We start from the raw sequence: 26,819 nt of genomic DNA on the forward strand, positions 1-26,819 counted from the left end.
CCCCACGGACCCCGATCCCACCTCTGAGGGGAACGCCATGACCGACCCTGCGGCCCGACCCGCTGACCGCCTGCAGGAGGAGCCCGCGGAGCTCTCCCCCGCCCTGAGGCAGATGGCCGGGCTGGTCCTGTCCCGGGAGACGGTCGACAGCGCCCTTCGACTGGTCACCACGCTGGCCGAGGTCACCGTCGCCGGGAGCATCGGCGCCGGCGTCACCCTCGCCGACGAGCACGGCAAGCGCTCGCGGGCGTCCTCCAACCAGGCTGTGGAAGAGGCCGACGGCCTCCAGTACGAACTCGACGAGGGACCGTGCCTGACCGCGTGGCGATCGCGGCAGCTGGTCCGCATCGACGACACCGCCACCGACAACCGCTGGGCGGCGTGGAGCGCCGCGGCCGGCGCCCGGGGGGTGCGCTCGGTGCTGAGTACCGCCCTCGTGGTCGCCGACGAAGCCATCGGCGCCATCAAGGTCTACTCCGACCGCCCGGACAACTACGACGCGCACGCCGAGCGGGTGATGAGCCTGTTCGCCCAGCAGGCAGCGATCCTCCTCGCGAACACCCAGAGCCTGCAGCACGCCCGCCGGCTCAGTCGCCAGCTGACCGATGCCCTGGGCAGCCGGGACGCGATCAACCGGGCAACGGGCATCCTCATGGCACAGGGAGCGGCCGACGGGCATGCCGCCTTCACCCTGCTCGCCGACACCGCCCGCAGGTCGGGCCGTTCCGTCGAGGAGGTCGCGCGGGAGCTCCTGACCGCGGCTCCCCGGGACGACGACCGCCTTCAGGCCTGACGAGGGGCGGTTCCATCGCCATGGACACCGACGACCGGCACCGGCTCTGCGAGACGGCGCGGGTGCGGGCGGAGCTGACCGTCCAGGAGCTCTGGCTGCGCTACCTGGCCCTCGGCGGCAACCACGACGAGTTCGACGTCGACGGCTACCTCCAGGGCGTCCTCCCCCTGAACACGCTGGAGCAGGACATGCTCGCCGTCGCCGTCAACGAGCGACTCGACGAGCTCTACCGGGCCGCCCGGGTGCCCCTCGGGACGGCCATGCCGGACGTTTCCAGCAGGCCCCTGCAGACCGGCCTCGTCGAGGAGCTGCTCGACAGGCACCGGTCGAGCCCCGGAGAACCCGGCTGACCGCCGCCGACCGGACCCCTGCCGCTCCGCACGGCGGGTGGGCGTCGACCGGAGGGGGCCGGATCGCGCACTGCCCGCCTCGCCGACGACTGGTCGGCCGCCGGGCGGCCTGACGGATCGGGTGCGCGGTGGGGCGTCGGGAGGTTCCCGTCCTGATCGCGTGGGCGGCCCCGCCACCCGCGGTCGTGGAGTGACGGGGCCTCACCGCGGCACGCCACCCGGGTGACCGCCGCGGCTGCACACGGGCGAGAAGTGATGCTAGCGGCCCCGCTGCTGGATGGCCTGGTCGGCGGAGAGCGAGGATCCGGTCCGGACGAGCGGTAGTTCGCCGGTGAGGACCAGGTGCTCGGCGATGTCGCGCACCTTGATGTTCGTGTTCATCGAGACGGTGGCCAGGGCCTCGAACGCCTGGTCGGGGGTCAGCTTGTGGCGCTCGATCAGGATGCCCTTGGCCTGCTCGATGACGGCTCGGGACTCCAGTGCCCGTTGCAGGTTGTCGGCCGTCTCACGGGCGCGGCGGTACGCCTGGACGGTGCCGGCGGCGACCGCGGCGTAGGGGGCGAACCCGGTGGCCACCGCCCGGCTGGCCTCGTCGAAGGCCTCCGGCCTCCGGGCGTAGACGTTCAGCGATCCCGCGACCTGCTCCTCCCCGGAGATGACCAGAGGAACGGCCAGCACGCTGAGGACACCCGTGTCGGCGACGTACCGCCCGTAGTCCGGCCACCGGCTGTCGACACGGGTGTCCCCCATCTCGACCAGGACGCCGTTGCGGGCGGTGTGCAGGCACGGCCCGTCCCCGCGGTGGTACTGGACCTCGTCGAGCCCGAGGGCCAGTGACCCGGTGGTGACGACGGTGCGCGGCTCGTCCTCGATCAGCAGCGTGACCGATGCCTCGGGGTCACCGGGCATGACGCGCTTGGCGAGGTCGGCCATCGACTGCAGCAGGCTCTCCATGGAGAGTTCCCGCAAGGACCGCTGGCCCAGGTGCCGGAGTGCCTCGGCAGCTTCGACGGATCGTTGTTCCTCGCTGCGGGCCACCGCGGGCCTCCGGTCTGATCGATACCGGGAGCGACCTCGGCGGCGAACCCCACGATGGGCTCCGCAAACGCGCTACGCCGCTCTGTGACGCAACATCGACGCCGGGTGCTGAGCCCGCCGTCCGGGAGAGCGTACGCGGTTTCGTCCATCCCGTGCCCGTCACCGCGTCGAAGGGACTGAACGGACGTCTCGCCACGCCGATTCCGACGCCGACAGCGCCTGGTAGCCCTGCGCGACCCGGCCCGGGCTCCGCGCCGGCACTGCGGGACACCGAGATCGCAGGGCGACACGGGCGGACATCGAGAGCCAACCATGCACCCCCGGCCCGCGAGCTGCCGGCCGAAGGAGTGCCCCTCCTAACGCCGGGTGAGGAGTGGACCAACTGCCACCAGAGACGACTCAGGCCGCTCCCCCGAAGGGGAACGGCCTGGTCATCGGGGTGGAGCTGAGGGGACTCGAACCCCTGACCCCCACACTGCCAGTGTGGTGCGCTACCAGCTGCGCCACAGCCCCGATCCCGGCCCGGCGTCCTTCCTCCGAGCCGGGAGCAACTGTACAGGGCGGGTCGGCGCGATCGACGGAGGGGGTCGGTGCCGCGGATCCCGTGGCGGGCCCGTGCTCAGGCCTGCTTCATCTGGGCGACGCGCACGTGGTTGCCGAAGGGATCGCGGAGGCCGAAGTCGATGCCGTAGGGCTGGTCGACCGGCTCCTCGGTGATCTCGACGCCGCGCTCCCGGAGCTCGGCGTGGGTCTTCCAGGCGTCGTCGCAGGTGAAGAAGAGGTGGCCGCCGGCCGCCCCCTTGCTCACCAGCTCGCGCACCTGGGCAGCGGTCTCCTCGCTCATCGCGGGGGCGCCGGGCTTCTCCAGCAGCACCGCGTGCCCGGGGTCGGTGGGCAGCGCGACGGTCAGGAAGCGCATCGGCCCGAAGTGCATGTCGGTCTGCACCTCGAAGCCGAGCTTCCCGACGTAGAAGTCGAGGGCGGCGTCCTGGTCGGGGACGTAGATCTGGGTGATGGAGATGGTCGTCAGCATGGGGCGAACGCTAGGGAGCCGGGGCGGGGAACCGCTTCTCCGAAACTGCTCGATCAGTGGCCGGCCTAGCCCACGCCATCGCGAAGCAGGTGGGCACCGGCGGCAGCGGCCCGCGACGCCGGTAGGCGCTGGGCGGCTCCCCGACGACGTCGCGGAAGACGCGGCTGAACGTGCCGAGGCTGGAGAAGCCGACCTCCATGCAGACGTCGGTGACGCTGCGGTCGCCGGTGCGCAGCAGGAACATGGCCCGCTCCACCCGGCGGCGTTGCAGGTAGCGGTGCGGGGTCTCGCCGAACGCGGTCCGGAACGAGCGGATGAAGTGGGCCGGCGAGACGAGGGCGATGCGGGCCAGCGTCGGGACGTCGAGCGGCTCGGCGTAGTGGCGGTCGATGGCGTCCCGCGCGCGCAGCAGCCGCCGGTTGCTCTCCTCGACGGCGCCGGCCACGGGGCGATCAGACCACGCGGGCACCTGCGTCAGATGTGGACGCCGCGCGCGGCCAGCCACGGGATCGGGTCGATCCGCTTGCCGTCCAGACCGCCCTTGTGCACCTCGAAGTGCAGGTGCGGGCCGGTGGACTGGCCGCGGTTGCCCAGCAGGGCGATGGTCTCCCCCGCCTCCACGTACTGCCCCGGGGTGACCAGGATCTTGTCCATGTGGCCGTAGACGGTGACGTCGCCGTTCTCGTGGAGGATGTAGACGGCCAGGCCGAAGCCGCTGGCCGAGCCGGCCCGCAGGACCACGCCGTCGACGGCGGCGTACTCGGGGGTGCGCATCGGCGCGGCGAGGTCGATGCCGTAGTGGAAGGTGCCCCACCGGCTGCCGTAGCCGCTGGTGAGCCGGGCCCCCGCGACGGGCAGGACGGCCTTGGGGCGCGCAGCCTCGGCGGCGGCGGCCGCCGCGGCCTCCTCGGCGGCCTGCCGCTCTGCGCGCGAGGCGGCGACCTCCTGCAGGCGCGCCTGGGCCTCGGCGAGGGTGATCGAGGCCTGCGGCAGCACCTCGACGCCCTCCTCGGCGGTCAGCAGCGCGTCCTGGGCCGCCATCACGGAGGTGGCCTCGGCCGCGGGCGCGCCCTGCAGGCTCATCCCGGCCGCGAGCACGCCGCCCAGCAGGAGCGAGCTCAGCAGCAGCGCCGGGCTGCGCCGGGTCTGCGCCCGGGGCGCGCGCCGGCCCGCCCTCCGCTCGGCCGCCCGACCGGTCCGGGGGCCGACCGCCGCCAGCACCGCCGTGCGGGCCTCCGGGCCGATACCAGCGTCCATGCACCCTGTCCGTCTCGCGTTCCACCACGTGCGCTCACCCATCGAAACATTGCGTGACGCATCCGTGACCAAGCGTCCGGCGCGTCCTCCGGGACACGCCGAGGTGAGCCGCACCACCTGTCCCGCGAACCCCACGAGTCACAGGAGGGAATGACACCCGTGTGCTTCGACCCGCCTGTCGGGGCCCCGGACCGATCGACGATCATGGACGCGCAGCACGGGTCCGGGACGCGTTTCGAGTGCCCCGCAACGGGCATTTCCCTCACTCGGCGTGAAACATCCGCGCCGCTCCGGCGCCTCCGCATCTGCGACGCGGCGCCGGACCTCGTTGCGCGGCACCCGGTATGACCCGTGTACTGCTGACCCCCGGAGACCCGGAACCGGTCGGCAGTGCGCCGCGCTCAGGACAGAGAAGGAGGGACGCGATGTCACAGGCCGAGCTCCTGTCCCTGCGGGGACCCGCCGGGACGGCTCCGGCCGGGCATCCGGGGTCCCCCGTCCCGCCGGCCGCCACAGCGGTGGCGGCCGCCGAGGTGCACCCGCTGACCGACGCCACCCTGCCGCTGCACGAGGCCCAGCTCGCCGTGCCCACCTACGACCGATCAGCGCTCACCCCGGCCGTGGTCCACTTCAGCGTCGGTGGCTTCCACCGCGCCCACCAGCTCCTCTACTTCGACGAGCTCGCCGAGCGCCGGATCAGCGACGACTGGGGCGTCGTCGGCGTCGGGCTGCACAGCCGCACGATGAAGGACGCCCTGGCCCCGCAGGACCACCTCTACACCGTCGTCGAGCGCAGCCCCGACGGCGAGCGTGCACGCGTCGTCGGCGTCATGGTCGGTTACCACTTCGCGCCCGACGACCCGGCCGCGGTGCTCGACCTGCTCACCGACGAGCGCACGCGCATGGTGTCGCTGACCATCACCGACAGCGGCTACCGGGTGGACCCGCGGACCGGGCTGTTCGACGCCGACGACGTCGACATCCGCCAGGACGTGGCCGAACCGTCCTCCCCGCGCACGGTGTTCGGCTACCTCGTGGAGGCGCTCGACCGCCGCCGCCGGGCCGGGCTCGACCCGTTCTCCGTCGTCTCCTGCGACAACATGCACCGCAACGGGGACGCGGCCCGCGCCGCCGTCGTCGGGTTCGCGCGGCTGCGCGACGAGGTCCTCGCCCGGTGGATCGCCGACCGCGTGGCCTTTCCCAGCAGCATGGTCGACCGGATCACGCCGCACACGAGCGCCGACGAGCGGGCCGCGGTGGCCAGCCGTTACGGGGTCGACGACCGGTGGCCGGTGATCACCGAGCCGTTCTCCCAGTGGGTCATCGAGGACACCTTCTCCGCGGGCCGCCCCCCGCTCGACGCCGTCGGCGTGCGGTTCGTCCCGGACGTGGGCGCCTACGAGCTGATGAAGACCCGGCTGCTGAACGCCAGCCACTGCGCCCTCGGCTACCTGGGCTCGCTGGCCGGGTACGCCAGCCTCGACCAGGTGATGGCCGACCCGGTGCTCGCGGGCTACATGGCCCGCCTGATGGACGTCGAGGTGACGCCGCTGCTGCCGGCGCCCGACGGGATCGACCTCGCCGGCTACAAGCGCACCCTCCTGCAACGGTTCGCCAACCCGGCGATCGCTGACGGACTGCCCCGGCTGTGCCGGCGGGGCTCCACCAAGATGCCGCACCACCTGCTGCCCTCGCTGCGCCAGGCGATCGAGGAGGGGCGGCCGCACGGCCTGCTCACCCTCGCCGTCGCCGGGTGGTTCCGGTACCTGCGCGGCACGGACGAGGCCGGCCGTCCGCTGACCGTCGAGGACGACCTCGCCGACCGGCTGCAGGAGCTCGCCCGCGCCGGCGGCAACGACCCGCGCCCCCTGCTCGGCGAGACGGCGGTGTTCGGGGACCTCGGCTCCCGGCCCGCCTTCGTAGCCGACCTCGGAGCGGCCCTGACGGCCCTGGACCGCGACGGCGTCCGGGCCACCGTGGCCGCCCGCACGCCCGACCCGGCGGCACCGCCACGGTGACCGCCTCCCCGCCCACCCCGTCCTCGAAAGGAGACAACCTGGTGCCGACCCTCCCGCCGGCGCTCGTCGAACGGGTGCAGTACCTGCTCTGCGATGCCGACGGCAACCTCTTCCCCTCCGAGGAGCCGGCGTTCGAGGCCTCCGCCGAGGTCACGAACGCCTTCCTCGCATCCCTCGGCATCGACCGCCGCTACACGGCGGACGAGCTGCGCCACGCGGCCACCGGCATGAACTTCCGGTCCACCGCCCTGGCGCTGGCCACCGAGGCCGGAATCCCCGACGCCGACGTCGAGCCGTGGGTCGCCGAGGAGCGCCGCGCCGTCACCGCGCACCTCGGATCCACGCTGCGGCCGCACCCCCCCACGCTCGAGGCGCTCGGCGCGCTCGCCGGTCCGCTGGAGCTGGCCGCGGTGAGCTCCAGCGCACTGTCCCGGCTCGCCGCGTGCTTCACCGCGACGGGGCTGGACGAGCTCATCCCGCCCGCGCGCCGGTTCAGCGCGGAGGACTCGCTGCCCACGCCCACCAGCAAGCCCGATCCCGCCGTCTACACGCACGCCTGCGCGGAGCTCGGCATCGCCCCGGAGCAGGGGCTCGCGGTCGAGGACGCCGTCGCCGGGGTGCGCTCGGCCGTGGGCGCCGGCTGCCCCACCGTCGGCAACCTGCTGTTCGTGCTCCCCGAGGAGCGGGCCGCCCGCGCCAAGGCCCTGCTCGCCGCCGGTGCGCTCGCCGTCGTCGATTCCTGGCAGGAGCTGGCCGACCTGGTGCTCGCCTGCCCGCCCCGCTCCCACGACGCCCTGAGGGGGGCCACCCGGTGAAGATCGTCTACGTCACCTTCCGCGGCCACTTCTCCGACAGCCCGCGGGCGCTGTACGAGGCCCTGCGCGCGCAGGGGACCCCGGCCGAGCACACCTGGTTGTCCGCGCCGCACACGCAGGCGGGCTTCCCGGCCGACGTGCGCACGGTGACCTTCGGCAGCCCCGAGTCGATCGCCGCGCTGGAGGCCGCCGACCTGGTCATCAGCAACGACCACATCCCCCTGGACTGGGAGAAGCGGCCGGGCGCCACGTACCTGCAGACCTGGCACGGCACGATGCTCAAGCGCATCCACAACGACGTGCTGTGGGCACCGGAGGGCCGGCTGGCCTACCTCGACCAGGACATCGCCCGGTGGGACCTGCTGCTCTCGCCGAACGCGGCCACGACCGAGCGGCTGCGGAAGGCGTTCGGGTACGGCGGCCCCATCCACGAGACCGGCCTCCCCCGGAACGATCTGCTGAGCAGCCCGCGCAAGGACGAGATCCGGGCCGAGGTCCGCCGGGACCTGGGCATCGGCGACGACCAGACCGTGGTGCTCTACACGCCCACCTGGCGCGACGACCTGGTGTTCGAGGGCAGCGGGGAGCGCGACTTCGAGTTCCCGATCGACCTCGACCGTTTCACCGAGCGGCTGGGCGAGGACCACGTGCTGCTGCTGCGGCTGCACAACATGGTCATGAGCCGGCTCGAGGTCGTCGACGGGTCGGCCGTCCGGGACGTGTGCAACCACCCGGACATCGCCGGCCTGTACCTGGCCGCCGACCTGATGGTCACCGACTACTCGTCGACGATGTTCGACTTCGCCATCACCGGGAAGCCGCAGATCTTCTACACCTACGACCTGGACCGGTACCGGGATCAGCTGCGAGGCTTCTACTTCGACCTCGCCGAGGTCGCGCCCGGTCCCCTCGTCGCCACGAGCGACGAGTTGATCTCGGCGATCGCCGACATCGACACCGTCACCGCGGAGCACGCCGGGCGCTACGCCCGGTTCCGCGAGACGTTCTGCCACCTCGAGGACGGCGGCGCCACCCGGCGCGTCCTCGACCTGATCCTCCCGACCGCAGCCGCGGCAGGGCCGACCACCAGCTCGAACTCCGAGGGAGATGATGTCCGTGCGGACCGGTGACCACGTCCTCGAGCCCGTCCGTCTGGGTGGATCCCCCCTGACGGCCCGCACGACCCCCCGACCGCCGCAGACGCCGTCGGTGCAGGTCGTGATCCTCGCCGCCGGCATGGGTACCCGGCTGGGCCGGCAGGACCCCAAGCCGCTGACCCGGCTCGACGACGGGCGCAGCATCCTGCAGCGCCAGCTCGAGGGTCTGCGCGCCGTCCTGGGCGCCGATGTGTCGATCACCGCGGTGGTCGGCTACCGCAGCAAGCGGATCATGAAGGCCGCGCCCGACCTCCTGTTCACGTACAACCCGGACTTCTCCGTGACCAACACGTCGAAGAGCCTGCTGCGCGGGCTCAGGACCACCCGCGAGGGGGGCGTGCTCTGGCTGAACGGCGATGTGGTGTTCGACCCGGCCGTGCTCGAGGTCGCGCTCCCGTTCATGGCGGCCGACCAGAGCTTCGTCTGCGTCGACACCAGCACCGTCGCCGAGGAGGAGGTCAAGTACACCCTCGACGGCGACGGCTGCATCCGCGAGCTGTCCAAGATCGTCCGCGGCGGGCTAGGCGAGGCGGTGGGGATCAACTACATCTCCTCCGGCGACAAGGCGACGCTCATCGAGCACCTCGAGGCCTGCTCGCACGAGGACTACTTCGAGCGGGGCATCGAGACGGCGATCGCCCGGACGGGCCTGCGCGTGCAGCCCGTCGACATCTCGGCGTACGCCGCGGTCGAGGTGGACTTCGAGGGCGACCTCCAGCGGGCGAACACCCTGTTCGGCGGCGGGCCGGCGAACGTCGTCGCCGAGATCGCCTGACCGCGCGGGAACCGCCGTCAGGCCGCCGGCACCGGCCGGTCGACGGCGGTTCCCGCGGGCGCCGGCGAGGTGTCCCGGAACCGGCGCACCGCCGCGATGCCGCCGGCGACCAGGCCCACGCCCAGGGACGCCAAGACGCCCACGGCCAGCCGCGCCAAGGGCTCCGGGCCGGCCGACACCACGTTCGCCGACCACAGCACGTCGACGTCGGGCAGGCCCTGCACCAGCAGGAGCCACCCGGTGACGACCGCCAGCAGCCCGGTCATGGCGCCCTGCCCCCGGCGGGCGGCCCGCAGCCCGAGGACGGCGCACAGCAGCGCGGCCCCCGCCGACAGGAGCGCGGAGACGACGGCGCCGGTGTGGGAGCCCACCGTGACCGACGGCTCGGGCGTGGTCACCGCGTGCCAGAGCGCCGCGAGCGCCCCCACGCCGAGGAGGACGCCCAGGGGCAGCGGCGTGCGGGCGAGCAGCCCCGCCGCCGCCGCGGCCAGCACCAGCGCGGCCACCGGCGGCCACACCAGCCACGGCGACGGCGGCGGGGTCCAGGTCAGCACGCCGGCGACGTGGGCCTCCGTCCCCCCGTGGCGCAGCGGCACGACCCACTCCGAGACGAGGTGCTCGCGGGTGGGGTCGGCGGCGACCTGCGGCGGCAGCACGCCCTCGCTCATCCAGTGGGTGCGGTGGTCGTGCCAGACGTAGGCGGGCTCGGTGGAGACCTGCTCCCAGTCGGGCGCGGCGTCCGCGTCGGCGGAGGCGGGCAGCGCCGTCCGCCCGTAGCGGTCGAGGTTGATCCAGGTGGCCGGGCTGTTGGCGTTCCGCCAGACGCCGTCGGGGCCGATCCGCAGGTAGGGCTCGTCGGAGTAGCCCGGGACCAGCACCTCGACGTCGGTGGTGTTCACCAGCTCGAGCTCGTCACCGAACTGCAGCGACCGCACGCTCACCCCCGGCAGCTGCGGGGTCACCGCCACCACGCGGGCGTCGAAGTCGCTCCCGGCCGCCCCGCCGCCGACGTGCGCCGACGCCGGCCCGGCCAGGGCCAGGAGCGCCACCACGGCCGCCAGGACCGCCAGCAGCCGGCCGGGGCCACGGCTCACGCGCCCGCCACCACCTGGAGGTCCTCGGCGATGTCCTGGTGGGTGTTCCCGGCGTCGAACGCCACGTGCGCCTCGTCGTCACCGCCGTACAGGAGCAGCAGCGTGGAGTGCAGCCGGCCGTCGTCCTCGGCCTGCGGCACCCCGGCGGCGAGCTGCGCCTGCTCCACCGCCTCCTGGTCGCCGGTGAGGCCGACGAACGAGGTGGGCAGGTCGGCGTCGAAGCGGTCGAGGTACTCCCCGAGCACCTCCGGGGTGTCGGTCGCCGGGTCGGTGGTCACGAAGACGACCTGCACCTGCTCGGCCAGCGCCGGGTCGACACCCCGCAGCGCCACCGCGACGTCGGCCATCGTGGTGGGGCAGATGTCGGGGCAGTTGGTGTAGCCGAAGAACAGCATCGTCGGGCGACCCGCGGTGTTGGCCCGGAAGTCGTACTGCGCACCGGTGGTGTCGGTCAGCGTGAACGACGGGCGGCGGTAGGGCTCGGGCAGGTCGAGCCCGGCGAACCGGTCCTCGGGGCCCTCCACCACGGCCGCGGCGAGGCCGGAGCCCGAGTGGTCGTGGTCCTCGGCGGCGTCATCCGCCGAGCTACCGCAGCCGGTCAGCAGCAGGCCCGCGGTGAGCAGGAGCGCCGGTGCGGCCCGGCGGGGACGTCGGACGGCGGGAGTCACGAGGACACGGTACGTCGGGAGGCGCGGACGCCGAGGACTACACCGGCGAGAGCGGTCATCAGCGCGAGGATGGAGAAGAAGAGCGCGAGGGCGCCGGGGTCGGCGGTGTGCCCGGCGTGCTCGTCGGCGGCCACCGCGACCTCGCCGTCCGCACTGTCCTGCCCGCCGTCCGGGACGCCGGCGGCCAGCGACAGCACCGGGGCGGGGCGCTCGGGCTCCGCCTGGCCGGCGAGCGTGGGCTCGATCCAGGCCGATTCGCTACCGTCGCTGTAACGCTGCACCGCCGGGTAGCTGACCTGCTCCGACTCCGGGAACGGCCCGCCGGAGAGCGCGAACTCCTGGAACTGGCCGGGGGCGATGCCGACGCCGTCGGTCGCGCGGTACTCCACGACCGCGACGTACGAGCTGATCTCCCGGCCGTGCACCTCGACGGGCTCGGCCAGCTCGGCGGTCTCCGTGGTGATGGTCCAGCCCGGCACCGGCTGGGCCCGCAGCGACCCCATCGCGGCCTCCTCGGGGATCTGGATCCGCAGCGCGACGGTGCCGGCGGTGTCGCTCTCGTTGGGCACCCGGAAGGTCAGCTTGCCGAACCCGCCGGGGGCGGCGTCGCTCGAGGAGACCGTGACGTGCGCGGCGGCCGGGGCGGCGAGGACCACCGCGGCCGCGACCGCGGTGAGGACGGCGAGCGGCACGGCCGCCGTCCGCCCGAGCAGACGGGTCGAGGACATGGATCTCCTTCTCGGGGGGTGGCCGGACCGCCGAGGGCGGTCAGCGCACGGGGAAGTCGGTGGCCGCGGTGAGCGCGGTGAACTCGTCGAGCCGGACGGTGGCGGTCAGCGTCCACGTGCCCGCGCCCGGGATCGTCATCCCGTCGCCGATGAAGTGGCCGGGGCCGCCGGGCTGCAGGTCGACGTCGAGCGGGCCGATCTGCTGGCTGCGCTCGGTCAGGGTGACCCGGATCTCCGCCGGCTGGGTGAGCCGCCCGGCGTCGTCGAAGAGGTAGAGGTGCAGGGAGTTCTCGCCCGGCCGCGCGGGGTCGACCTGCACCTGCAGGCTGCCCGACGCGGCCCCGGAGCCGCCCTGCAGGGGCAGCACGACCTCCACCGGCTGGGCCAGCGCCGTCCGGGCCGGCGGGGTCGCGACGAGCACCGCCGACAGCGCGAGGACGACGGCCGCGAGCACCGCCTCCACGAGCAGCGAGCGGCGCAGCGCCGGCAGGTGCTCGGCCGCGGCCTCGGCCTGCAGCCGGTCGCGCTCCGCGGCGGCCTCGACCTCCTCCGGAGCGGGCTCGGTCCGCTCCGGCGCGACGCCCGACGCGAAGGCGTGCACGGTCGCCGTGCGGCGGCGCGGGGGCCGGCGGACGCCCAGCCGCTGCTGCACCCACACGCGGGAGATCCCGGCCGCGGCCAGGATGACCACGACGAGCAGCAGCTTCGCCGCGAGCAGCCGGCCGTACGTCGTCTCCACGAGCGCGATCGGCGAGGCGACCTCGCGCACCGACTGCACGACGCCCGACACGACGAGCGCCACGACGGCGCCGAACGCCAGCCGGGAGAACGCCGGCAGCGCGGCCGCCGCCCCGCCGGGCCCGGCTCCCGGCCGGACCGCGGCGACGAGCAGACCGGCGAGCCCGCCCAGCCACACCGCCATCGCCGCCGCGTGCACCGCCGCGACGAGCACGGCCAGGACCGGCCACGGCCCGGCGACCGGGTGGCCGACGGCCGCGGTGGCCAGCACCAGCCCGCCGCCGAGCACCACCACCGCGACCGTCGTCCCGCGCCCGGGCCCGGTCGCCCGCCACGCCCGGCGCAGCGCCAGCAGCAGGGCGACGGCAAGGGCGGCGCGCGCCAGCGCGGCCCAGCCCGCCCCCGACTGCGCCGTCGCGCCATGCAGCGCCGGGTCGGTGATCCCGCCCAGCCCGGTGCCCGCGGCGTAGGGGCCCTGCAGGAGGAACCCGGCGAGGGCGGAGACGGCGACGGCCGCCGCGCCACCGAGGGCCATCCGCCGCAGCCGCTCGGCCGCGCGCCCGGCGGGCCAGCAGACGGCGACCAGCACCGGCACACCGATGGCCAGGGCCAGCCCGGCGTACCCGGCCCAGCGGGTCACGGGCAGCAGCGCCCCGACGACCGGGTCGGTGGCGGCACCGGCGTCGGCGGGGCCGGTGGCCAGGAGCTCGCCGTCGCCGACGGCGAAGGAGAAGGCACCCGAGACCGGGTGCGAATCGGCCGAGATGACGCGGTAGGTGACGAGGTACCCGCCGTCGGGCAGCCCGCCACGCAGGGGGATGGTGACGACGTCGCCGTCGACCGAGGCGTTCCCGGCGTCGACCCGCTCCTGGCCGGCGCCCAGCACCCGCGCGTACCCGGCGCCCAGCGACACGCCCTCGCTGAACCGGAGGGTCACCTCGCCGGGCGCCTCCTCGATCGAGGCGCCCTCTCCCGGCGTCGTGGAGACCAGCGTCGCGTGCGCGGCGGCGGGGCCCGCCGTGCCGATGCCGGCGCCGAGCCACGCGGCGACCAGCAGCGCGAGCAGGAGGAGGGTGCGCCTCACGCGGTCACCCGTCGGTCGGCGACCACGGCGGCGGGACGGCGGCGGCGGCCGCGCCACGCGACCGCCGCGACCAGGAGGGTGCCGGCGAGGAGCAGGAGGTGGGCCGCGGCGCGGTCGGCGTGCACGTGCCCGGCCTGCAGGTCGGCGAGCGTCACCGGCACCAGCAGGGCGACGAAGGACCCCAGGAAGGGCAGCGCGCCCGAGGCCAGCCGCGGGCCGGCCGCGACGGCGAGAAAGGCCGCGGCCAGCGCCAGGTTCCAGGCGCCGCTCTCGCGGGCCATGTGCACCGGGGCGCTCATCGCGCCCGCGCCGGAGGCGAGCAGCGGCCACGCCAGGGCGGCCTGCGCCACGCCCACGGCCAGCAGTGCCAGGCGCAGCGCCGTGCCGGCCAGCCGGGCGCGCGCGGCCGTCCGGGCGCCGGGCAGCTCGCGGGGCAGGGCCCGGAGGACCGCCGCGGTGAGGTCGGGCACCTCGGGCGCCGGGGCCAGCCGCGCGCGCCGGGTCACGCGCTCGGCGGCGGCCGCCCAGCCGGCGCAGCCGGCGCACGCGGCCAGGTGCGCGTCGAGCTCGGCGGCGGGCACGCCGGAGGGCTCGCCGTCGAGGCGCGCGGAGAGCGCCTCGCGGCAGGAGGAGCAGGACATGGTTCATTAGTCTCCTCCGGGCGGCGTCGGGTTCCCGCCTCCCGCGGACTTTCCCGTGACACCCTGAGAAGGACATGGACGACCTGGCACGCGTGGCCGCGGACGCCGCCGACGGTGATCCGCTGGCTGCGGCCACCCTCGTGCGGGAGACCCAGTCCGACGTCTGGCGGCTCTGCGCCGCGCTCGGCGACCGCGCCTCGGCCGACGACCTGACGCAGGAGACCTACCTGCGGGCGTTCGGCGCGCTGCACCGCTTCGAGGGCCGGTCCTCGGTGCGCACCTGGCTGCTGGCGATCGCGCGCCGGGTCTGCGCCGACGCGCTGCGCTCCCGCCGCCGGCGCCGGCTGACCCTGGTCCGGGAGCCCGCGGACCTGGAGCAGCTGGCCCCGTCGGGCGCCGCGGACGCCGTCGGCGAGAGCGCCGCGGTCGCCGACCTGCTGGCCCGCCTGGACCCCGATCGGCGCGAGGCCTTCGTGCTCACCCAGCTGCTCGGCCTCCCCTACGCCGAGGCCGCCGAGGTCGCCGGATGTCCCGTCGGCACCATCCGCTCGCGGGTGGCGCGGGCGCGCGCCGACCTCGTGGACTCCCTCGCCCGGGTGAGCGCGGACCCCGGTCGGAGCGAGACCGCCCGCAGCTGACCGCGGCGGGCACCTCGCGGAGACCGTGCTGCCCGACGGCCGCGCCGCCGGGTCCCGGTCCGGCCCGACCGAGCACGCCCGGCGGCTCCTTCCACGCCCCCGTCCCATCCACCGGGACCGGCCATGCGCCTAAGTGCATCGATCTGGTAGACATTGCGCCGTGACGCGGACGACGATGCTGCTCCTGGTGAGCCGCCGGCACGTCGACCTGCTGCGCGTCTGCACCGCCGCCTGTCCGGGCTGCTGATTCCTTCCCGCCACCCCTGCGGGACCCGTATCGTCCCCCTCCACGCGGTCGCCCCTGCGCGCCCGCGCCCGTGAGACCCGGAGTCAGAGCCCCGTGAAGACCCTGATCCTGCTCGCCCTCGCCGGCCTGGGCGCCCAGCTCGTCGACGGCAGCCTGGGCATGGCCTACGGCGTCACCTCGACGACGCTGCTGCTCGCCATCGGCACCAACCCGGCGGCGGCGTCGGCGACCATCCACCTGGCCGAGATCGGCACCACGCTCGCCTCGGGGCTCTCGCACTGGAAGTTCGGCAACGTCGACTGGAAGGTCGTCGCGCGGGTGGGCCTGCCCGGCGCCGTCGGCGCGTTCGCCGGAGCGCACTTCCTGTCCGGCCTGTCGACCGAGATCGCCGCCCCGGTGATGTCGCTGATCCTGGTCTCGCTGGGCGCGTACATCCTGGTGCGGTTCACGCTGCGCGGCATCGACCGGCGCAACGTGGGCAAGCCGATCCGCAAGCGCTTCCTGGGCCCGCTGGGCCTGGTCGCCGGCTTCGTCGACGCGACCGGTGGCGGCGGCTGGGGCCCGGTGGGCACCCCCGCGTTGCTGGCCAGCGGCCGGATGGAGCCGCGCAAGGTCATCGGCTCGATCGACACCTCCGAATTCCTCGTGGCGCTCGCCGCCAGCGCCGGCTTCCTGCTCGCGCTGGGCTCCCAGGGCATCGACCCGATGTGGGTCGCCGGGCTGCTCGCCGGCGGCCTGGTCGCGGCCCCCATCGCCGCGTGGCTGGTGCGGCACATCCCGCCCCGGCTGCTGGGCTCCCTGGTCGGCGGGATGATCGTCCTCACCAACGCCCGCACCCTGCTGCGCAGCGACTGGATCGACGCCGGGGCCACCGTCAGCGCCGTGGTCTACATCGTCCTCGCCGCGGTCTGGGTGCTGGCCGTCGTCCACTCCTACCGGCAGTACCGGCGGGACACCGCGGTCGAGTCGGCCGACGCCGTCGCCGAGGTGGCCGAGCGCAACGACGTCATCGCTGACGTGACCGCCGAGGAGCCCGTGGGCGCCGGCCGGCCCAGCGCCCCGCGCGACTGAACACCCCCGCCCGTGGGCTGGGATCAGGGGACCTGATCGTGGGGTGTCCTCCCTCACCGCGCACCGTGAGGGAGGACGCTCGATGATCAGGTCAGCTGATCATCGCGAGGAGGACAGGCGCGACCGCGGACCCCGCCCAGGGCGGAGCGGCGCTACACCGCGCGGGACCCCTGCATGGTCGGCACCTGCGGGAGCGGCGTCGAGCGGGCCGCGGCGAGCACCATCTGCGGTGAGGAGGGCAGGCCGCGCCGGGTGCACAGCCGCAGCGCCCGGGCGCCGGTGAGGACGTCGGTCTCCGGGGGGACGACGAGCAGGTCGGCGCGGCGGTTGCCGCCGGCCCAGGTGAGGCAGACCACCTGCGGGTCCATGCTGCGGAAGCCACCGGCGCGCACCGTCCGGCCCAGCACCTCCAGCTTGCGGGGCGCCGGCTCCCACGCGTCCAGGGGGTAGGTGAAGCGCTCCACCCGCACCCCGCGCCGCTCCAGCGCCGCGATCAGCTCGGGGAGCTCCACGGCGAGGTCACGGCTGCGCGGGAACCACGCCCCGTCGAAGGACGAACCACCCGACCCCGCGTCCGCGCGCAGGCTCACCCGGACGTCGATCCCACCCCGGAAGCCATCGCTCGCCGGAACCGTACGGGTGATCGTCGCCATGAGCGTCGGCCGCCTCTCGTCCACTCGTCCCCGGGCCACGGCACATGGCCCCGAGGAGAACGTAGGCGTGCCGACACACCCGTCCCGGGGACCACACGACGGGCGCGCCGCGCTTCCCCGGCCGGTCATCACGATTCGTGACCTGACGACCACGCCACCGCGCCTCGCGGGCCCGGACAGCGCTCTGCCCCCGGGTGCCGGAGCAGCCGGGGGCAGAGCGTGCGCGATCACTCCCGCCGGGCGGGAGGGCGGCTCAGCTGGGCTTGGGCTTGCGGTTCTTGGCCTTGCCGCGCTCGGTCTGGTCCAGCACGACCTTGCGGATGCGGACGCCGGCCGGGGTGACCTCCACGCACTCGTCCTCGGCGCAGAACTCCAGCGCCTGCTCCAGGTTGAGGATCTTCGGCGGGATGAGCCGCTCCAGCTCCTCGGAGGTGGACTTGCGCATGTTGGTGAGCTTCTTCTCCTTGGTGATGTTCACGTCCATGTCGTCCGGACGGGAGTTCTCACCGACGATCATGCCCTCGTAGACCTCGGTGCCCGGCTCGACCATGAGCGAGCCGCGCTCCTGCAGCGAGAACATCGAGTAGGTCGTCGCCACGCCCTGGCGGTCGGCGACCAGCGAGCCGGTCGGCCGGGCGCGCATGTCACCCATCCACGGCTCGTAGCCCTCGAGGTTGTGGTTCAGGACGCCGGTGCCGCGGGTCTCGGTGAGGAACTCGGTGCGGAACCCGATGAGGCCGCGCGAGGGGACGATGTACTCCATCCGCGCCCAGCCGGTGTCGTGGTGCACCAGGTTCTCCAGCCGTGCGCGGCGGACCGCGAGCGCCTGGGTCAGGGTGCCGACGTACTCGCCCGGGACGTCGATCGTGACCCGCTCGACCGGCTCGTGGAGCTTGCCGTCGATCTCCTTGGTGACGACGGTCGGCCGGCCGACGGTGAGCTCGAACTCCTCGCGGCGCAGCTGCTCGACGAGGATGGCCAGCGCCAGCTCGCCGCGGCCCTGCATCTCCCAGGTGTCGGGGCGGTCGGTGGGCAGCATCCGCACCGACACGTTGCCGACCAGCTCCTGGTCCAGCCGGTTCTTGATGAGCCGAGCAGTGAGCTTCTTGCCCGACTTGCCCGACAGCGGCGAGGTGTTGATCCCGATGGTGATCGAGATCGACGGCTCGTCGACGGTCAGCGGCGGCAGCGGGCGCGGGTCGTTCGGGTCGGCGAGGGTGTCGCCGATCATGATGTCCTCGATGCCGGCGATGGCGACCAGGTCGCCGGGGCCGGCGCTCTCGGCCGGGGTCCGGGTGAGGCCCTCGGTGACCAGCAGCTCGGTGATCTTGACGTTCTTGATGGTGCCGTCGGTCTTGCACCAGGCGACCTGCTGGCCGCGCTTCATCTCACCGGAGTGGATGCGCAGCAGGGCCAGCCGGCCCAGGAACGGCGAGGCGTCGAGGTTGGTGACCTGCGCGCGCAGCGGCTCCTCGGCGTCGTACTCCGGCGCCGGGATGGTGTCCAGCAGCGTCTTCACCAGCGGGCCGAGGTCCGGGCTGTCGGGGACGGTGCCGTTCTCCGGGCGGTTGAGCGACGCCTGCCCGGTGCGGCCGTTGCAGTAGACGATCGGGAACTCGAGCGCGTCGACGTCCAGGCCGGTGTCCTCGAGCAGCTCCATGAACAGCTCGTAGCTCTCGTCGACGACCTCCTCGATGCGGGCGTCGCCGCGGTCGGTCTTGTTGACCGCGAGGATGACCGGCATCCCCTTGCCGAGCGCCTTGCGCAGCACGAAGCGGGTCTGCGGGAGCGGGCCCTCGGAGGCGTCGACGAGCAGCACGACGCCGTCGACCATGGAGAGGCCGCGCTCGACCTCGCCACCGAAGTCGGCGTGGCCGGGGGTGTCGACGATGTTGACGACGACGGGGTTGCCGTCCTCGTCCGCCAGGCGGATCGCCGTGTTCTTGGCCAGGATGGTGATGCCGCGCTCGCGCTCGAGGTCCATCGAGTCCATCACGCGGTCCTGCGTGGAGTCGTTGTCCGTCCCCTCGCCCTTGGCGCGGCCGAGCGCGCCGGCCTGACGGAGGAGGGCGTCGACCAGGGTCGTCTTGCCGTGGTCGACGTGGGCGACGATCGCCACGTTGCGCAGGTCGTTGCGGGTGGGCATGCGGAAGGGCACCTCAGGCAGGTCGGGGGCGCCGCGCGGACGCGCGCGGGCATCAGGTCAACAGCAACCGGAGCCGCGACCTTCCCTCCACTCTAGGTGCTCAGCGGGCGGGCGCCGTCTCCCGCGAGCGGTCGACCACCCCGAAGGTGAGGCCTGCGGCGGCAACAGTGACCAGACTCACGGCGAACCAGGCCGGGAACCCGGCGCCCAGGGCCAGCACGTGGGCGAGCACGAAGGCACCGACGTAGAGGGCGGCCAGCCCCGCGGTGACGGCGGGACCGCGCCGGCGGGCGGCGATCCAGGCGGCCCCGACGCCGCAGACGGCGAAGACCGCCCCGCCGAGCGCGCGGATGCCGGTGCCCTGCGCGATCCCGAAGCCGGCGGCCAGCCCGACGGCGACCAGGAGCGAGGCGGGGACGCGGGCGAGAGCGGAGGTCGACATGTTCCCCAGTGTCCCTGTCGACGAGTCGACCGCGCCGCCACCTGGCAGGGTCGCGGGCGTGCCCGCACGGACCCGCCTCCTGACGTTCGACGACGCCCCCGCGCTGACCCGGCTCGTCGTCGAGGACCGGGAGTTCCAGGCGCCGTGGGAGCCCGCCCGCGACGAGCGGTGGTACACCGAGGCGGGCCAGCGGGCCGACGTGCGGGCCGCCCTGGAGCGGCACGCGGCCGGGCTGTCACTCCCCTGCGTCGTCCTGGACGACGACGGTGCCGTCGTCGGGCGGGTCACGCTGAACAACGTCGTCCGCGGCGCCTTCCAGTCCTGCAGCCTGGGCTACTGGGTCGCCTCGGCCGCCAACGGCCGGGGGCTGGCCACCCGCGCCGTCGGCGAGATGCTGCGGCGGGCGTTCGGCGACCTGGGCCTGCACCGCGTGGAGGCCGGCACGCTGCTGCACAACGCCGCCTCGCAGAAGGTGCTCGAGCGCAACGGGTTCACCCGCTACGGGCTGGCGCCGCGCTACCTCAGCATCGCCGGCCGGTGGCAGGACCACGTCCTGTTCCAGGTGCTCGACCCCGCGACGCCGTAGCCGTCCGGGACGTGCAGGAGGCCCCGGACGGCGAACCGTCCGGGGCCCCGGCGACGTGCTGGAACGGCCCCTCTGCAGGGTCCCTCGGCGAGCCTGCGAGGCGCGGGGGGCAGAGGGTCCTCTCTCAGGCGGTGCGGAGCACGGCCTCGATCTCGAGCTCGACGTTGATCTTGTCGCCGACGACGACGCCGCCGCCGTCCATCGGCATGTCGATGTCCACGCCGTACTCCTTGCGGGAGATCTCGGTCTTGGCGCTGAAGCCGGCGCGGGTGCCGCCGTAGGCGTCCGGGCCGAAGCCGTTGAGCTCGAGCTCCAGGACGACGGGCTTGGTGATGCCCTTGATCGTCAGGTCGCCCTCGACGGTCCAGTCGGCGCCGTCGGTCTTCACCGCGGTGGAGCGGAAGGTCATCTCGGTGTGGTTGCCCACGTCGAAGAAGTCGGCGGAGCGGATGTGCGCGTCGCGCTGCTCCTGGCGGGTGTCGATCGAGTCCATGTTCACCTGGGCGGTGACGCGGGACTGCGTCGGGTCCTCGGCGGTCACGATCTCGCCCGAGAACTCGCGGAAGTAGCCGCGGACCTTGCTCACCATCATGTGGCGGACCGAGAAGCCCACGGTGGAGTGGCTGGCGTCGATGTCCCAGGTGCCGGCGATGTAGCCGGGGATCTGGACGGTGGTGCTGCTGCTGGTGGTCATGGTGTCTCCCTTGGTCCTGCGGGGTGGGTCTCCGCCGACAGCGTAGTTGAGCGCTTGACTATTCCGCCAGTATTCTGAGGGCATGACCACGTCGGTGTCGCCGGAGTCCCTCCCCACGGGTGAGCCGCGGTGGCTCGACCCGGAGGAGCAGAAGGCCTGGCGCGCCTGGCTCTACAGCGCCCAGCTGCTGCTCGACCGGCTCGACCGCGAGCTGAACCACCGCACCGGGATCTCGCACGCGTACTACGAGATCCTCGTCGCCCTCTCCGAGACCCCCGAGCGCATGATGCGGATGAGCGAGCTGGCCGACCGGTGCCTCTCCTCCCGCAGCCGGCTCTCGCACGCCGTCTCCCGCCTGGAGGAGCGCGGCTGGGTGCGCCGGCAGGTGTGCGCCGAGGACGGGCGCGGCCAGCTCGCCGTCCTCACCGAGGAGGGCTTCGCCGCGCTGGAGGGCGCGGCGCCGGTGCACGTCGAGGGGGTGCGCCGGGAGCTGTTCGACCAGCTCTCCCCCGCCCAGGTGGTCGCCATGCGCGATCTCGGCGAGACCCTGCTGCAGCACCTCGACCCGTCGCGGATCCCCTGACACCGGATCACACGGACGGATCCCGGTCGACGGGCACCAGCCCCGAGCGGAACGCGACGATCACCGCCTGGACGCGGTCGCGCACGCCCAGCTTGGTGAGGATGCGCGCGACGTGGGTCTTCACGGTGGCCTCGCCGACGAACAGCCGGCGGCCGATCTCGGCGTTGGACAGCCCCTCCGCGAGCAGCTCCAGCACCTCGACCTCCCGGGGCGTCAGGTCGGCCAGCCCGGCCGGGGGCGACCCGGTCGGGACCGGCGCGCGGCGGGTGAACGCGGAGATCAGCCGCCGGGTCACCGACGGTGCGAGCAGCGCCTCCCCCGCCGCCGCGACCCGGATCGCGTGCACGAGCTGATCGGCCGGGACGTCCTTGAGCAGGAAGCCGCTGGCCCCGGCCCGGAGCGCCTCGTAGACGTGCTCGTCGACGTCGAAGGTCGTCAGGACGACCACCTTGCACGGGACGCCGTCGGGGTCCCCCAGGAGCCGGCGGGTGGCGGCCAGCCCGTCGGTCCCCGGCATCCGGATGTCCATGAGGACGACGTCCGGCCGGAACCGCCGCACCGCGGTCACCCCCGAGGCGCCGTCCGCGGCGGTGCCGACGACGGTCAGGTCGGGCTCGGCCTCGAGGATCAGCCGCAGGCCGGTGCGGACGAGCTCCTCGTCGTCGACGATCAGCACGCGGATGGTCACACCGGCGTCCCGTCGACCGCGAGCCGCGCCCGTACCCGGTAGCCGCCGTCCGGCAGCCGGCCCGCGTCCACCGTGCCCCCGTAGAGAGCGACGCGCTCGCGGATGCCCACCAGGCCGTGGCCGGTGCCCGTCCCCTGTTCCCCGTGGTTCCCCCGGCCGTCGTCACGGACCTCGACGTCCACCACCCCGCCGACCGCGCGGACGGTGACCTGGACGGTGGCCGGCCCGGCGTGCTTGAGCACGTTGGTCAGGGCCTCCTGCACGATCCGGTAGGCGGCCAGGTCCACTCCCGCCGGCAGCGACGCGAGGTCACCCTCCACGACCAACCGCACCGGTGCGCCGGCGTCGCGGACGCGGGCGACGAGTCCGCCGAGGTCCCGGAGGCCCGGTTGGGGGGCGACCGCACCGTCGTCCCCACCCGTGAGCAGGCCCAGCAGCCGGCGCATCTCGGCCATGCCCTGGCGACCCGCGGTCTCGATCGAGGCGAGCGCGCTGCGGGCCAGGTCGGGACGGCCCTCCATCGCCCGCTGGGCCGCCTGCGACTGGATGACGATCACCCCCATGCTGTGGGCGACGAGGTCGTGCAGTTCCCGGGCGATGCGGGCGCGCTCGTCGGAGACCGCGCGGGCCGCCTGCTCGGCCACCTCCCGGTCGGTCAGGGAGGCGCGTGCCTGGAGCTGTCGGGTCTCGCGGTGGCGGTACCGCATCCAGCGCCCGAGGCCCACGAGTCCGGCGAGGATGAACCACGCGGGCAGCACCTCGTCGAGCGGGTCACCGGCCCGCAACCGCGGCACGTCGTAGGTGAGGATGCCCGCCGCGACGACTCCCGAGCCCACGACGACCGACCACCTGTCGGCGTGGGCGCCGAGCGCGTAGAGACCCAGGCAGAGGCCGAACCACAGCAGACCGGACGTGCCACCGAGCTGGTCGTGCAGCCACCCCGCGCCGAGCACGAGCAGCAGCGCGAGCAGAGGCCGGTAGCGGCGGACGAACAGCGGCGCCGTCGCCGCGAAGGCCAGCAGCGCGTGCACGGGCCGGTCGGCGGCGACGGCGGCGGGGACGTCGGTCGACCACACCGACGCCTGGCCCCACACGACGAGCACCGCCACCACGAGGGCGTCCGCCGCCCGCGCTGACCGGGCCCAGTCCATGCGGCGAACGGTAGCCAGCCGGAGGCCGTTCCCGGGTCCTCCGGACGACGGATCCGGCCGGTCGTCTCCGCCTTGCGGGGGACGGCGCGAGTCGCCCGCGGGCCCGACGACTGCCGGGCCGCCGCCGCCCAGGCTCGTCCCTGCCCGGACCCGCCCGTGGGTCCGCCCACCGAGGAGATCCGATGACCGACCCCACCGCCGTCGACCGCCGTACCGGGGCAGCCGCGCTGATCGCCGGCGTCCTGATGTTCGTCTCCGTCGCCACGGAACTGATCTGGAACGTGCAGCGGCCGGACGGCTCGGTGTCCGACGTGCCGGTCTACGTCCTCTTCCTCGGGGGGTTCGCCCTCGGCACGGTGGCCCTGGCGGTGGCCGTCCACGGCCTCGGCCGCGGCCGGACCGGGGCCGCGCTCTCCCGCGCCGGCCGGATCGGTCGCTCCATCAGCCTGACCGGCGCCGGGCTGCTCACCGTGTTCGCCGTCGTCCACCTCGGCACGGGGCTGGCCACCGGCACCCCGCTGGAGGCCTCGTTCTGGGCCTTCTTCCTCGGTTTCCTGCTGCTGATCGCCGGCGCCGTCCCGCTCGCCCTCGGACTGCGCCGCTCCCCCGTCGTCGGCGCCTGGTGGGTGACCGTGCTCGTCGCCGGGATCGCGGCCGCCGTCGCGATGTCCGCCCAGGCACCGCTGCACGAGATCGGCCTGTTCACCTTCGACGCCGCCTGGGCCGCACTCGGCCTCCGGCTGCTGTCCGGTCACCCCGCGACCGTGTCCGAGGGCGTGCGCACGCACGCCTGAGCACGGCGAGCAGGGACGGACTTCCCGGTCGATCCGGGAGTCCGTCCCCTGTCGCCCGGGAGTTCCCGAACCGGACCGTGATCGACACCAGCGAGTCCCGACCACGGAGGAGTTCCGCGATGACCACCACGACCACCGCCCCCGAGACCGCCGCTCACCGGCGTGCCACCGCCGGCCTCGTCGGCGGCGCCCTCTGGGCGCTGCTGCCGGTCGCCTGGGCCACCGTCCTTGCCGACGACGCCGACTCCGTCTCCCTCGCGGCCGCGACGGCCGCCTGGGTCTTCCTCGTCCTGCCACCGGTGCTGATCCTCGCCGGGCTGGCCGCGCTCCGCCGGGCGCTCGGCGGCGACGCGGGACGGGTCGGCGCGGTGGCAACGGCGCTGACCGCGGTCGGGCTGGCCGCCATGGCCGTCGGCAACGGGATCGAGGTCGCGTCGATCACCGCGGGCGGCGGTGAGGTGGCGCTCGGGCACGTCACCTTCCTCCTCGGGTTCCTCGTCTCCACCGTCGGCGGCCTGCTCCTCGGCGTCGTCGTGATCCGGCGGTGCGCCGGATCGCTGCCCCGCACCGGTGGCGCGCTGCTCGCCGCCGCCCTCCCGCTCGGCATCGCGATCGGCGCCCTCGGCGGTCTGGTGAGCGCCGACAACGACGCGTGGTTCTGGGCGGCGATCAGCGTGCCCGCCGGCCTCGCCTGGGTGCTGCTCGGCCGGTCGCTGCAGGTCGCTCCGGCGACCCGGCACGACCCGGCACCGGCGTTCTGACCGGCGCCCTCGCGGAGGGCCGCGCGCACGGCGCGGCCCTCCGTTGACGCCGGGCCGTCCCGGCGCGCATCGTGCGCAGGCCGAAGGGAGCGACCAGGTGACGATCCAGGTGACCGCCCCCGTCCCCGTCCCGCCCGGTCGGACTGCCGGCGGCCGACGGAGGGGCGCCGCCGTGCTGCCCCGGCTGTTCGCCTGGGCGGTCGTCCCGGTGTACGTGGCCGGTGCCACCGCGTACGCCGTGCTCGACACCCGGTTGGGCGGCCCGGGCCTCGATCCGGCCGAGGCGGTCCCGGTCCTCGGCGGTTTCGGCCTCTTCGCTGCCCTGGGCGCGCTGCTGGTCCTGCGCCGCCCGCACAACGCGGTCGGGTGGCTCATGGCCTGGGCCGCCCTGCTCGTCGGCGTCGTCCCGGCCGGTGACGCCTACGCCGCCTGGGTGATGACCACCAGCGGCCGGCCCGACGCCCTCGCCGTCGCCGGTGCCTGGATGCAGAGCTGGTACTGGTACGTGGTCCTCGGGCTGCTCTTCCTCTACCTGCCGCTGCTGTTCCCCGACGGGCGGCTGCCCTCCCCTCGCTGGTGGCCGGTCGCCGTGCTGCCCGGCGCGGCCCTGGGCGCGACGTGCGTCCTCGGGATGCTCACCGACTCGCTCAGCGGGCAGGACGTCGACTACCGGATCGACAACCCGATCGGGCTCCCGGGCCTGGCGCCGGTGGAGCAGCTGCCCGTCTTCGCCGTCCTCGGCATCGTCCTGGCCGCCGGCATCGTCGGGGCCGTCGTCGCCGTGGTCGTGCGGTTCCGGCGCTCGCGCGGGGACGAGCGGCTGCAGATGAAGTGGTTCGTCTTCGCCGTGGCGCCGGCGGTCCTCGCGCCGCTGGACGGCGTCCTCCCGCTGGTCAGCGGCGCGGTGTTCGCCTGGCTGATGCTCGCCCTGCCGGTGGCGATCGCGGTCGCCGTCCTGAAGTACCGGCTCGACGGCATCGACGTGGTCCTCAACCGGACCCTGGTCTTCGGCAGCCTCACCGCGCTCGTCGTCGGCGGGTACGTGCTCGTCGTCGGCTACCTCGGGGCCCTCCTCCACCGGGACGACGACCTGCTCGTCTCGCTGGTGGCGACCGGTCTGGTCGCGGTCCTCTTCGCCCCGGCGCACGACCGGTTGCAACGGGCGGTGAACCGGCTGATGTACGGCCGGCGGTCCGAGCCCTACGCCGCGCTGTCCCGCCTCGGCGCGCGGCTGGAGGGCACCCTGGCTCCCGACGACGTCCTGCCGGCGATCGTCACGACCGTCCGGGAGTCCCTCCGCCTGCCCTACGCCGCGATCGTCCTGGGGGACGACGAGCCGGCCGTCGAGTCCGGCTCACCGGTGTCGGGCACCCGCTCCCTGCCGCTGCTCTACCGCAGCGAGCAGGTGGGCGAGCTGCGGCTGGGCCTGCGCCCCGGGGAGACCGCGTTCTCCTCCGCCGACCGGCGGCTGCTGTCCGACCTCGCCCGCCAGGCCGGGGTGGCGGTCTCCGCGGTGCGGCTCACCGCCGACCTGCGGCGCTCGCGGGAACGGCTGGTCACCGCCCGGGAGGAGGAGCGCCGCCGGTTGCGCCGGGACCTGCACGACGGCCTCGGTGCCCAGCTGGCCGGGCTCACCGTGCAGACCGGCGTGCTCCGCTCCCTCATCCCCCGCGACCCGGCGCGGGCGGAGGCCCTGGCCGGGGAGCTGCGCGGCGAGCTGCGCACCGCGATCGCCGACGTCCGCCGGCTGGTGCACGACCTGCGGCCACCGGCCCTCGACGAGCTGGGGCTGGTCGGCGCGCTGGAGCGCCTCACCGAACGGTGCAGCACCGACGGCGACGGCCTCCGGGCGGGCGTCGAGGTCGACGGCGAGCTGCCCCCGCTCCCCGCGGCGGTCGAGGTGGCGGCCTACCGGATCGCGCAGGAGGCGCTGGCCAACGTCGTCCGGCACGCGGCGGCCCGCACCTGCACGCTCCGGCTGGCCGCCGACGAGGCCGAGCTGACCATCGAGGTGCTCGACGACGGGGCCGGTCTGCCGGTCGAGCCGGTCCCCGGTGTGGGGACGTCGTCGATGCGGGAACGGGCGGCCGAGACCGGGGGCCGGTGCCAGGTGCTACCGGCGCCGGGCGGTGGCACCCGCGTGCTCGCACGGCTCCCGCTGAGCGGAGGGGACTGA

28 protein-coding genes and 1 tRNA gene are annotated in these 26,819 nt (G+C 74.5%); 13 read left to right on the forward strand and 16 right to left on the reverse strand.

Translation table 11 applies throughout. From position 1 onward, the window contains the following. The first annotated feature begins 37 nt into the window (after window positions 1-37). A complete protein-coding gene (locus ACI792_RS03860) occupies window positions 38-793 on the forward strand; it encodes a GAF and ANTAR domain-containing protein (RefSeq protein ID WP_456601406.1) in 756 nt (251 codons plus the stop codon). 20 nt (window positions 794-813) lie between these two features. Continuing rightward, entirely contained in the window at window positions 814-1,143 is a 330-nt protein-coding gene (locus ACI792_RS03865) for a hypothetical protein (protein ID WP_456601407.1), read from the forward strand. 258 nt (window positions 1,144-1,401) lie between these two features. On the opposite strand, the gene ACI792_RS03870 is transcribed toward ACI792_RS03865, so the two are convergent. The 5 genes from ACI792_RS03870 to ACI792_RS03890 all read right to left on the reverse strand — a co-directional run bounded on the left by ACI792_RS03870 (window position 1,402) and on the right by ACI792_RS03890 (window position 4,471). Beyond that, a complete protein-coding gene (locus ACI792_RS03870; RefSeq protein ID WP_456601408.1) occupies window positions 1,402-2,097 on the reverse strand; it encodes an ANTAR domain-containing protein in 696 nt (231 codons plus the stop codon). Window positions 2,098-2,621: 524 nt separating this feature from the next. Beyond that, window positions 2,622-2,694: transfer RNA gene (locus tag ACI792_RS03875), tRNA-Ala, on the reverse strand. Between the two features lie 106 nt (window positions 2,695-2,800). Next, window positions 2,801-3,214, reverse strand: a complete 414-nt coding sequence (locus tag ACI792_RS03880) for a VOC family protein (RefSeq protein ID WP_456601409.1) — start codon at window positions 3,212-3,214, stop codon at window positions 2,801-2,803. A gap of 10 nt (window positions 3,215-3,224) precedes the next feature. Next, a complete protein-coding gene (locus ACI792_RS03885) occupies window positions 3,225-3,659 on the reverse strand; it encodes a helix-turn-helix domain-containing protein (RefSeq protein WP_456601410.1) in 435 nt (144 codons plus the stop codon). A gap of 29 nt (window positions 3,660-3,688) precedes the next feature. Continuing rightward, window positions 3,689-4,471, reverse strand: coding sequence for a M23 family metallopeptidase (locus tag ACI792_RS03890; RefSeq protein WP_456601411.1), 783 nt, complete (start codon window positions 4,469-4,471; stop codon window positions 3,689-3,691). A gap of 425 nt (window positions 4,472-4,896) precedes the next feature. Here ACI792_RS03890 and ACI792_RS03895 point away from each other — a divergent pair, with 425 nt between their 5' ends. The 4 genes from ACI792_RS03895 to ACI792_RS03910 all read left to right on the forward strand — a co-directional run bounded on the left by ACI792_RS03895 (window position 4,897) and on the right by ACI792_RS03910 (window position 9,236). After that, on the forward strand, window positions 4,897-6,489 hold the full coding sequence (locus ACI792_RS03895) for a mannitol dehydrogenase family protein (protein WP_456601412.1): 1,593 nt from the start codon (window positions 4,897-4,899) through the stop codon (window positions 6,487-6,489). Between the two features lie 41 nt (window positions 6,490-6,530). Beyond that, entirely contained in the window at window positions 6,531-7,304 is a 774-nt protein-coding gene (locus ACI792_RS03900) for an HAD family hydrolase (protein ID WP_456601413.1), read from the forward strand. Then, window positions 7,301-8,434 carry a CDP-glycerol glycerophosphotransferase family protein gene (locus tag ACI792_RS03905; RefSeq protein WP_456601414.1) on the forward strand — a complete coding sequence of 378 codons (1,134 nt, stop codon included), beginning with the start codon at window positions 7,301-7,303 and terminating at the stop codon, window positions 8,432-8,434. Before ACI792_RS03900 ends, ACI792_RS03905 begins: the two co-directional genes overlap by 4 nt. Before the next feature lie 79 nt (window positions 8,435-8,513). Beyond that, on the forward strand, window positions 8,514-9,236 hold the full coding sequence (locus tag ACI792_RS03910) for a phosphocholine cytidylyltransferase family protein (protein ID WP_456601415.1): 723 nt from the start codon (window positions 8,514-8,516) through the stop codon (window positions 9,234-9,236). Window positions 9,237-9,253: 17 nt separating this feature from the next. On the opposite strand, the gene ACI792_RS03915 is transcribed toward ACI792_RS03910, so the two are convergent. Genes ACI792_RS03915 through ACI792_RS03935 form a run of 5 tightly spaced genes read right to left on the reverse strand, consistent with a single transcriptional unit; the run spans window position 9,254 to window position 14,189 of the window. Then, window positions 9,254-10,330 carry a hypothetical protein gene (locus ACI792_RS03915; RefSeq protein ID WP_456601416.1) on the reverse strand — a complete coding sequence of 359 codons (1,077 nt, stop codon included), beginning with the start codon at window positions 10,328-10,330 and terminating at the stop codon, window positions 9,254-9,256. After that, window positions 10,327-10,998, reverse strand: a complete 672-nt coding sequence (locus ACI792_RS03920; RefSeq protein WP_456601417.1) for an SCO family protein — start codon at window positions 10,996-10,998, stop codon at window positions 10,327-10,329. The genes ACI792_RS03915 and ACI792_RS03920 overlap by 4 nt, the downstream gene beginning before the upstream one ends. Further along, on the reverse strand, window positions 10,995-11,726 hold the full coding sequence (locus ACI792_RS03925; RefSeq protein ID WP_456601418.1) for a YcnI family protein: 732 nt from the start codon (window positions 11,724-11,726) through the stop codon (window positions 10,995-10,997). The genes ACI792_RS03920 and ACI792_RS03925 overlap by 4 nt, the downstream gene beginning before the upstream one ends. 40 nt (window positions 11,727-11,766) lie before the next feature. Continuing rightward, window positions 11,767-13,548, reverse strand: coding sequence for a copper resistance CopC family protein (locus ACI792_RS03930; protein WP_456601419.1), 1,782 nt, complete (start codon window positions 13,546-13,548; stop codon window positions 11,767-11,769). Next, window positions 13,545-14,189 carry a zf-HC2 domain-containing protein gene (locus tag ACI792_RS03935; protein ID WP_456582820.1) on the reverse strand — a complete coding sequence of 215 codons (645 nt, stop codon included), beginning with the start codon at window positions 14,187-14,189 and terminating at the stop codon, window positions 13,545-13,547. The genes ACI792_RS03930 and ACI792_RS03935 overlap by 4 nt, the downstream gene beginning before the upstream one ends. A 74-nt stretch (window positions 14,190-14,263) precedes the next feature. On the opposite strand from ACI792_RS03935, the gene ACI792_RS03940 reads away from it, so the two are divergent. Both ACI792_RS03940 and ACI792_RS03945 read left to right on the forward strand, forming a co-directional pair. After that, on the forward strand, window positions 14,264-14,827 hold the full coding sequence (locus ACI792_RS03940) for a sigma-70 family RNA polymerase sigma factor (RefSeq protein WP_456582821.1): 564 nt from the start codon (window positions 14,264-14,266) through the stop codon (window positions 14,825-14,827). Between the two features lie 340 nt (window positions 14,828-15,167). Next, a complete protein-coding gene (locus ACI792_RS03945; protein ID WP_456601420.1) occupies window positions 15,168-16,145 on the forward strand; it encodes a sulfite exporter TauE/SafE family protein in 978 nt (325 codons plus the stop codon). A 152-nt stretch (window positions 16,146-16,297) separates the two neighbouring features. On the opposite strand, the gene ACI792_RS03950 is transcribed toward ACI792_RS03945, so the two are convergent. The 3 genes from ACI792_RS03950 to ACI792_RS03960 form a co-directional block, all read right to left on the reverse strand. Beyond that, entirely contained in the window at window positions 16,298-16,735 is a 438-nt protein-coding gene (locus tag ACI792_RS03950; protein ID WP_456601421.1) for a DUF5994 family protein, read from the reverse strand. 316 nt (window positions 16,736-17,051) lie between these two features. After that, the gene (typA, locus tag ACI792_RS03955) at window positions 17,052-18,944 is read right to left on the reverse strand and encodes a translational GTPase TypA (RefSeq protein WP_456601422.1); all 1,893 of its coding nucleotides are present in this window, start codon (window positions 18,942-18,944) and stop codon (window positions 17,052-17,054) included. 100 nt (window positions 18,945-19,044) lie between these two features. Further along, window positions 19,045-19,386 (reverse strand): hypothetical protein, encoded by a 342-nt coding sequence (locus tag ACI792_RS03960; RefSeq protein ID WP_456601423.1) that lies wholly within the window; start codon window positions 19,384-19,386, stop codon window positions 19,045-19,047. 58 nt (window positions 19,387-19,444) lie between these two features. Between ACI792_RS03960 and ACI792_RS03965 the strand changes: the two genes are divergently transcribed. Further along, window positions 19,445-19,972: a GNAT family N-acetyltransferase gene (locus tag ACI792_RS03965; protein WP_456601424.1), complete on the forward strand. Its 528-nt coding sequence runs from the start codon at window positions 19,445-19,447 to the stop codon at window positions 19,970-19,972. 124 nt (window positions 19,973-20,096) lie between these two features. Here the strand turns inward: ACI792_RS03965 and ACI792_RS03970 are convergent, their stop codons facing one another. After that, complete coding sequence (locus ACI792_RS03970) at window positions 20,097-20,666, reverse strand: YceI family protein (RefSeq protein WP_456601425.1); 570 nt, start codon at window positions 20,664-20,666, stop codon at window positions 20,097-20,099. 82 nt (window positions 20,667-20,748) lie between these two features. Between ACI792_RS03970 and ACI792_RS03975 the strand changes: the two genes are divergently transcribed. Then, window positions 20,749-21,249, forward strand: coding sequence for a MarR family winged helix-turn-helix transcriptional regulator (locus ACI792_RS03975; protein WP_456601426.1), 501 nt, complete (start codon window positions 20,749-20,751; stop codon window positions 21,247-21,249). A 7-nt stretch (window positions 21,250-21,256) separates the two neighbouring features. Here the strand turns inward: ACI792_RS03975 and ACI792_RS03980 are convergent, their stop codons facing one another. Together ACI792_RS03980 and ACI792_RS03985 are read right to left on the reverse strand one after the other, a co-directional pair. Then, window positions 21,257-21,937, reverse strand: coding sequence for a response regulator (locus ACI792_RS03980; protein WP_456601427.1), 681 nt, complete (start codon window positions 21,935-21,937; stop codon window positions 21,257-21,259). Beyond that, window positions 21,934-23,088: a sensor histidine kinase gene (locus tag ACI792_RS03985; protein WP_456601428.1), complete on the reverse strand. Its 1,155-nt coding sequence runs from the start codon at window positions 23,086-23,088 to the stop codon at window positions 21,934-21,936. Before ACI792_RS03985 ends, ACI792_RS03980 begins: the two co-directional genes overlap by 4 nt. Window positions 23,089-23,270: 182 nt before the next feature. Here ACI792_RS03985 and ACI792_RS03990 point away from each other — a divergent pair, with 182 nt between their 5' ends. The 3 genes from ACI792_RS03990 to ACI792_RS04000 all read left to right on the forward strand — a co-directional run bounded on the left by ACI792_RS03990 (window position 23,271) and on the right by ACI792_RS04000 (window position 26,819). Further along, a complete protein-coding gene (locus ACI792_RS03990; RefSeq protein WP_456601429.1) occupies window positions 23,271-23,882 on the forward strand; it encodes a hypothetical protein in 612 nt (203 codons plus the stop codon). Window positions 23,883-24,001: 119 nt separating this feature from the next. Next, window positions 24,002-24,643, forward strand: a complete 642-nt coding sequence (locus tag ACI792_RS03995; RefSeq protein WP_456601430.1) for a hypothetical protein — start codon at window positions 24,002-24,004, stop codon at window positions 24,641-24,643. Window positions 24,644-24,815: 172 nt separating this feature from the next. Beyond that, window positions 24,816-26,819: a sensor histidine kinase gene (locus tag ACI792_RS04000; RefSeq protein ID WP_456601431.1), complete on the forward strand. Its 2,004-nt coding sequence runs from the start codon at window positions 24,816-24,818 to the stop codon at window positions 26,817-26,819.

Source organism: Blastococcus sp. SYSU DS0669 (assembly GCF_054050895.1).

What these genes read in the sequence shown, in the direction of transcription:
- ACI792_RS03985 (WP_456601428.1), bottom strand. Translation starts at nt 23,088, where the DNA reads ATGGACTGGGCCCGGTCAGCGCGGGCGGCGGACGCCCTCGTGGTGGCG.
- ACI792_RS03925 (WP_456601418.1), bottom strand. Translation starts at nt 11,726, where the DNA reads ATGTCCTCGACCCGTCTGCTCGGGCGGACGGCGGCCGTGCCGCTCGCC.
- ACI792_RS03880 (WP_456601409.1), bottom strand. Translation starts at nt 3,214, where the DNA reads ATGCTGACGACCATCTCCATCACCCAGATCTACGTCCCCGACCAGGAC.
- ACI792_RS03960 (WP_456601423.1), bottom strand. Translation starts at nt 19,386, where the DNA reads ATGTCGACCTCCGCTCTCGCCCGCGTCCCCGCCTCGCTCCTGGTCGCC.
- ACI792_RS03865 (WP_456601407.1), top strand. Translation starts at nt 814, where the DNA reads ATGGACACCGACGACCGGCACCGGCTCTGCGAGACGGCGCGGGTGCGG.
- ACI792_RS03970 (WP_456601425.1), bottom strand. Translation starts at nt 20,666, where the DNA reads ATGACCACCAGCAGCAGCACCACCGTCCAGATCCCCGGCTACATCGCC.
- ACI792_RS03935 (WP_456582820.1), bottom strand. Translation starts at nt 14,189, where the DNA reads ATGTCCTGCTCCTCCTGCCGCGAGGCGCTCTCCGCGCGCCTCGACGGC.
- ACI792_RS03895 (WP_456601412.1), top strand. Translation starts at nt 4,897, where the DNA reads ATGTCACAGGCCGAGCTCCTGTCCCTGCGGGGACCCGCCGGGACGGCT.
- typA (WP_456601422.1), bottom strand. Translation starts at nt 18,944, where the DNA reads ATGCCCACCCGCAACGACCTGCGCAACGTGGCGATCGTCGCCCACGTC.
- ACI792_RS03990 (WP_456601429.1), top strand. Translation starts at nt 23,271, where the DNA reads ATGACCGACCCCACCGCCGTCGACCGCCGTACCGGGGCAGCCGCGCTG.
- ACI792_RS03890 (WP_456601411.1), bottom strand. Translation starts at nt 4,471, where the DNA reads ATGGACGCTGGTATCGGCCCGGAGGCCCGCACGGCGGTGCTGGCGGCG.
- ACI792_RS03975 (WP_456601426.1), top strand. Translation starts at nt 20,749, where the DNA reads ATGACCACGTCGGTGTCGCCGGAGTCCCTCCCCACGGGTGAGCCGCGG.
- ACI792_RS03940 (WP_456582821.1), top strand. Translation starts at nt 14,264, where the DNA reads ATGGACGACCTGGCACGCGTGGCCGCGGACGCCGCCGACGGTGATCCG.
- ACI792_RS03870 (WP_456601408.1), bottom strand. Translation starts at nt 2,097, where the DNA reads ATGGAGAGCCTGCTGCAGTCGATGGCCGACCTCGCCAAGCGCGTCATG.
- ACI792_RS03995 (WP_456601430.1), top strand. Translation starts at nt 24,002, where the DNA reads ATGACCACCACGACCACCGCCCCCGAGACCGCCGCTCACCGGCGTGCC.
- ACI792_RS03860 (WP_456601406.1), top strand. Translation starts at nt 38, where the DNA reads ATGACCGACCCTGCGGCCCGACCCGCTGACCGCCTGCAGGAGGAGCCC.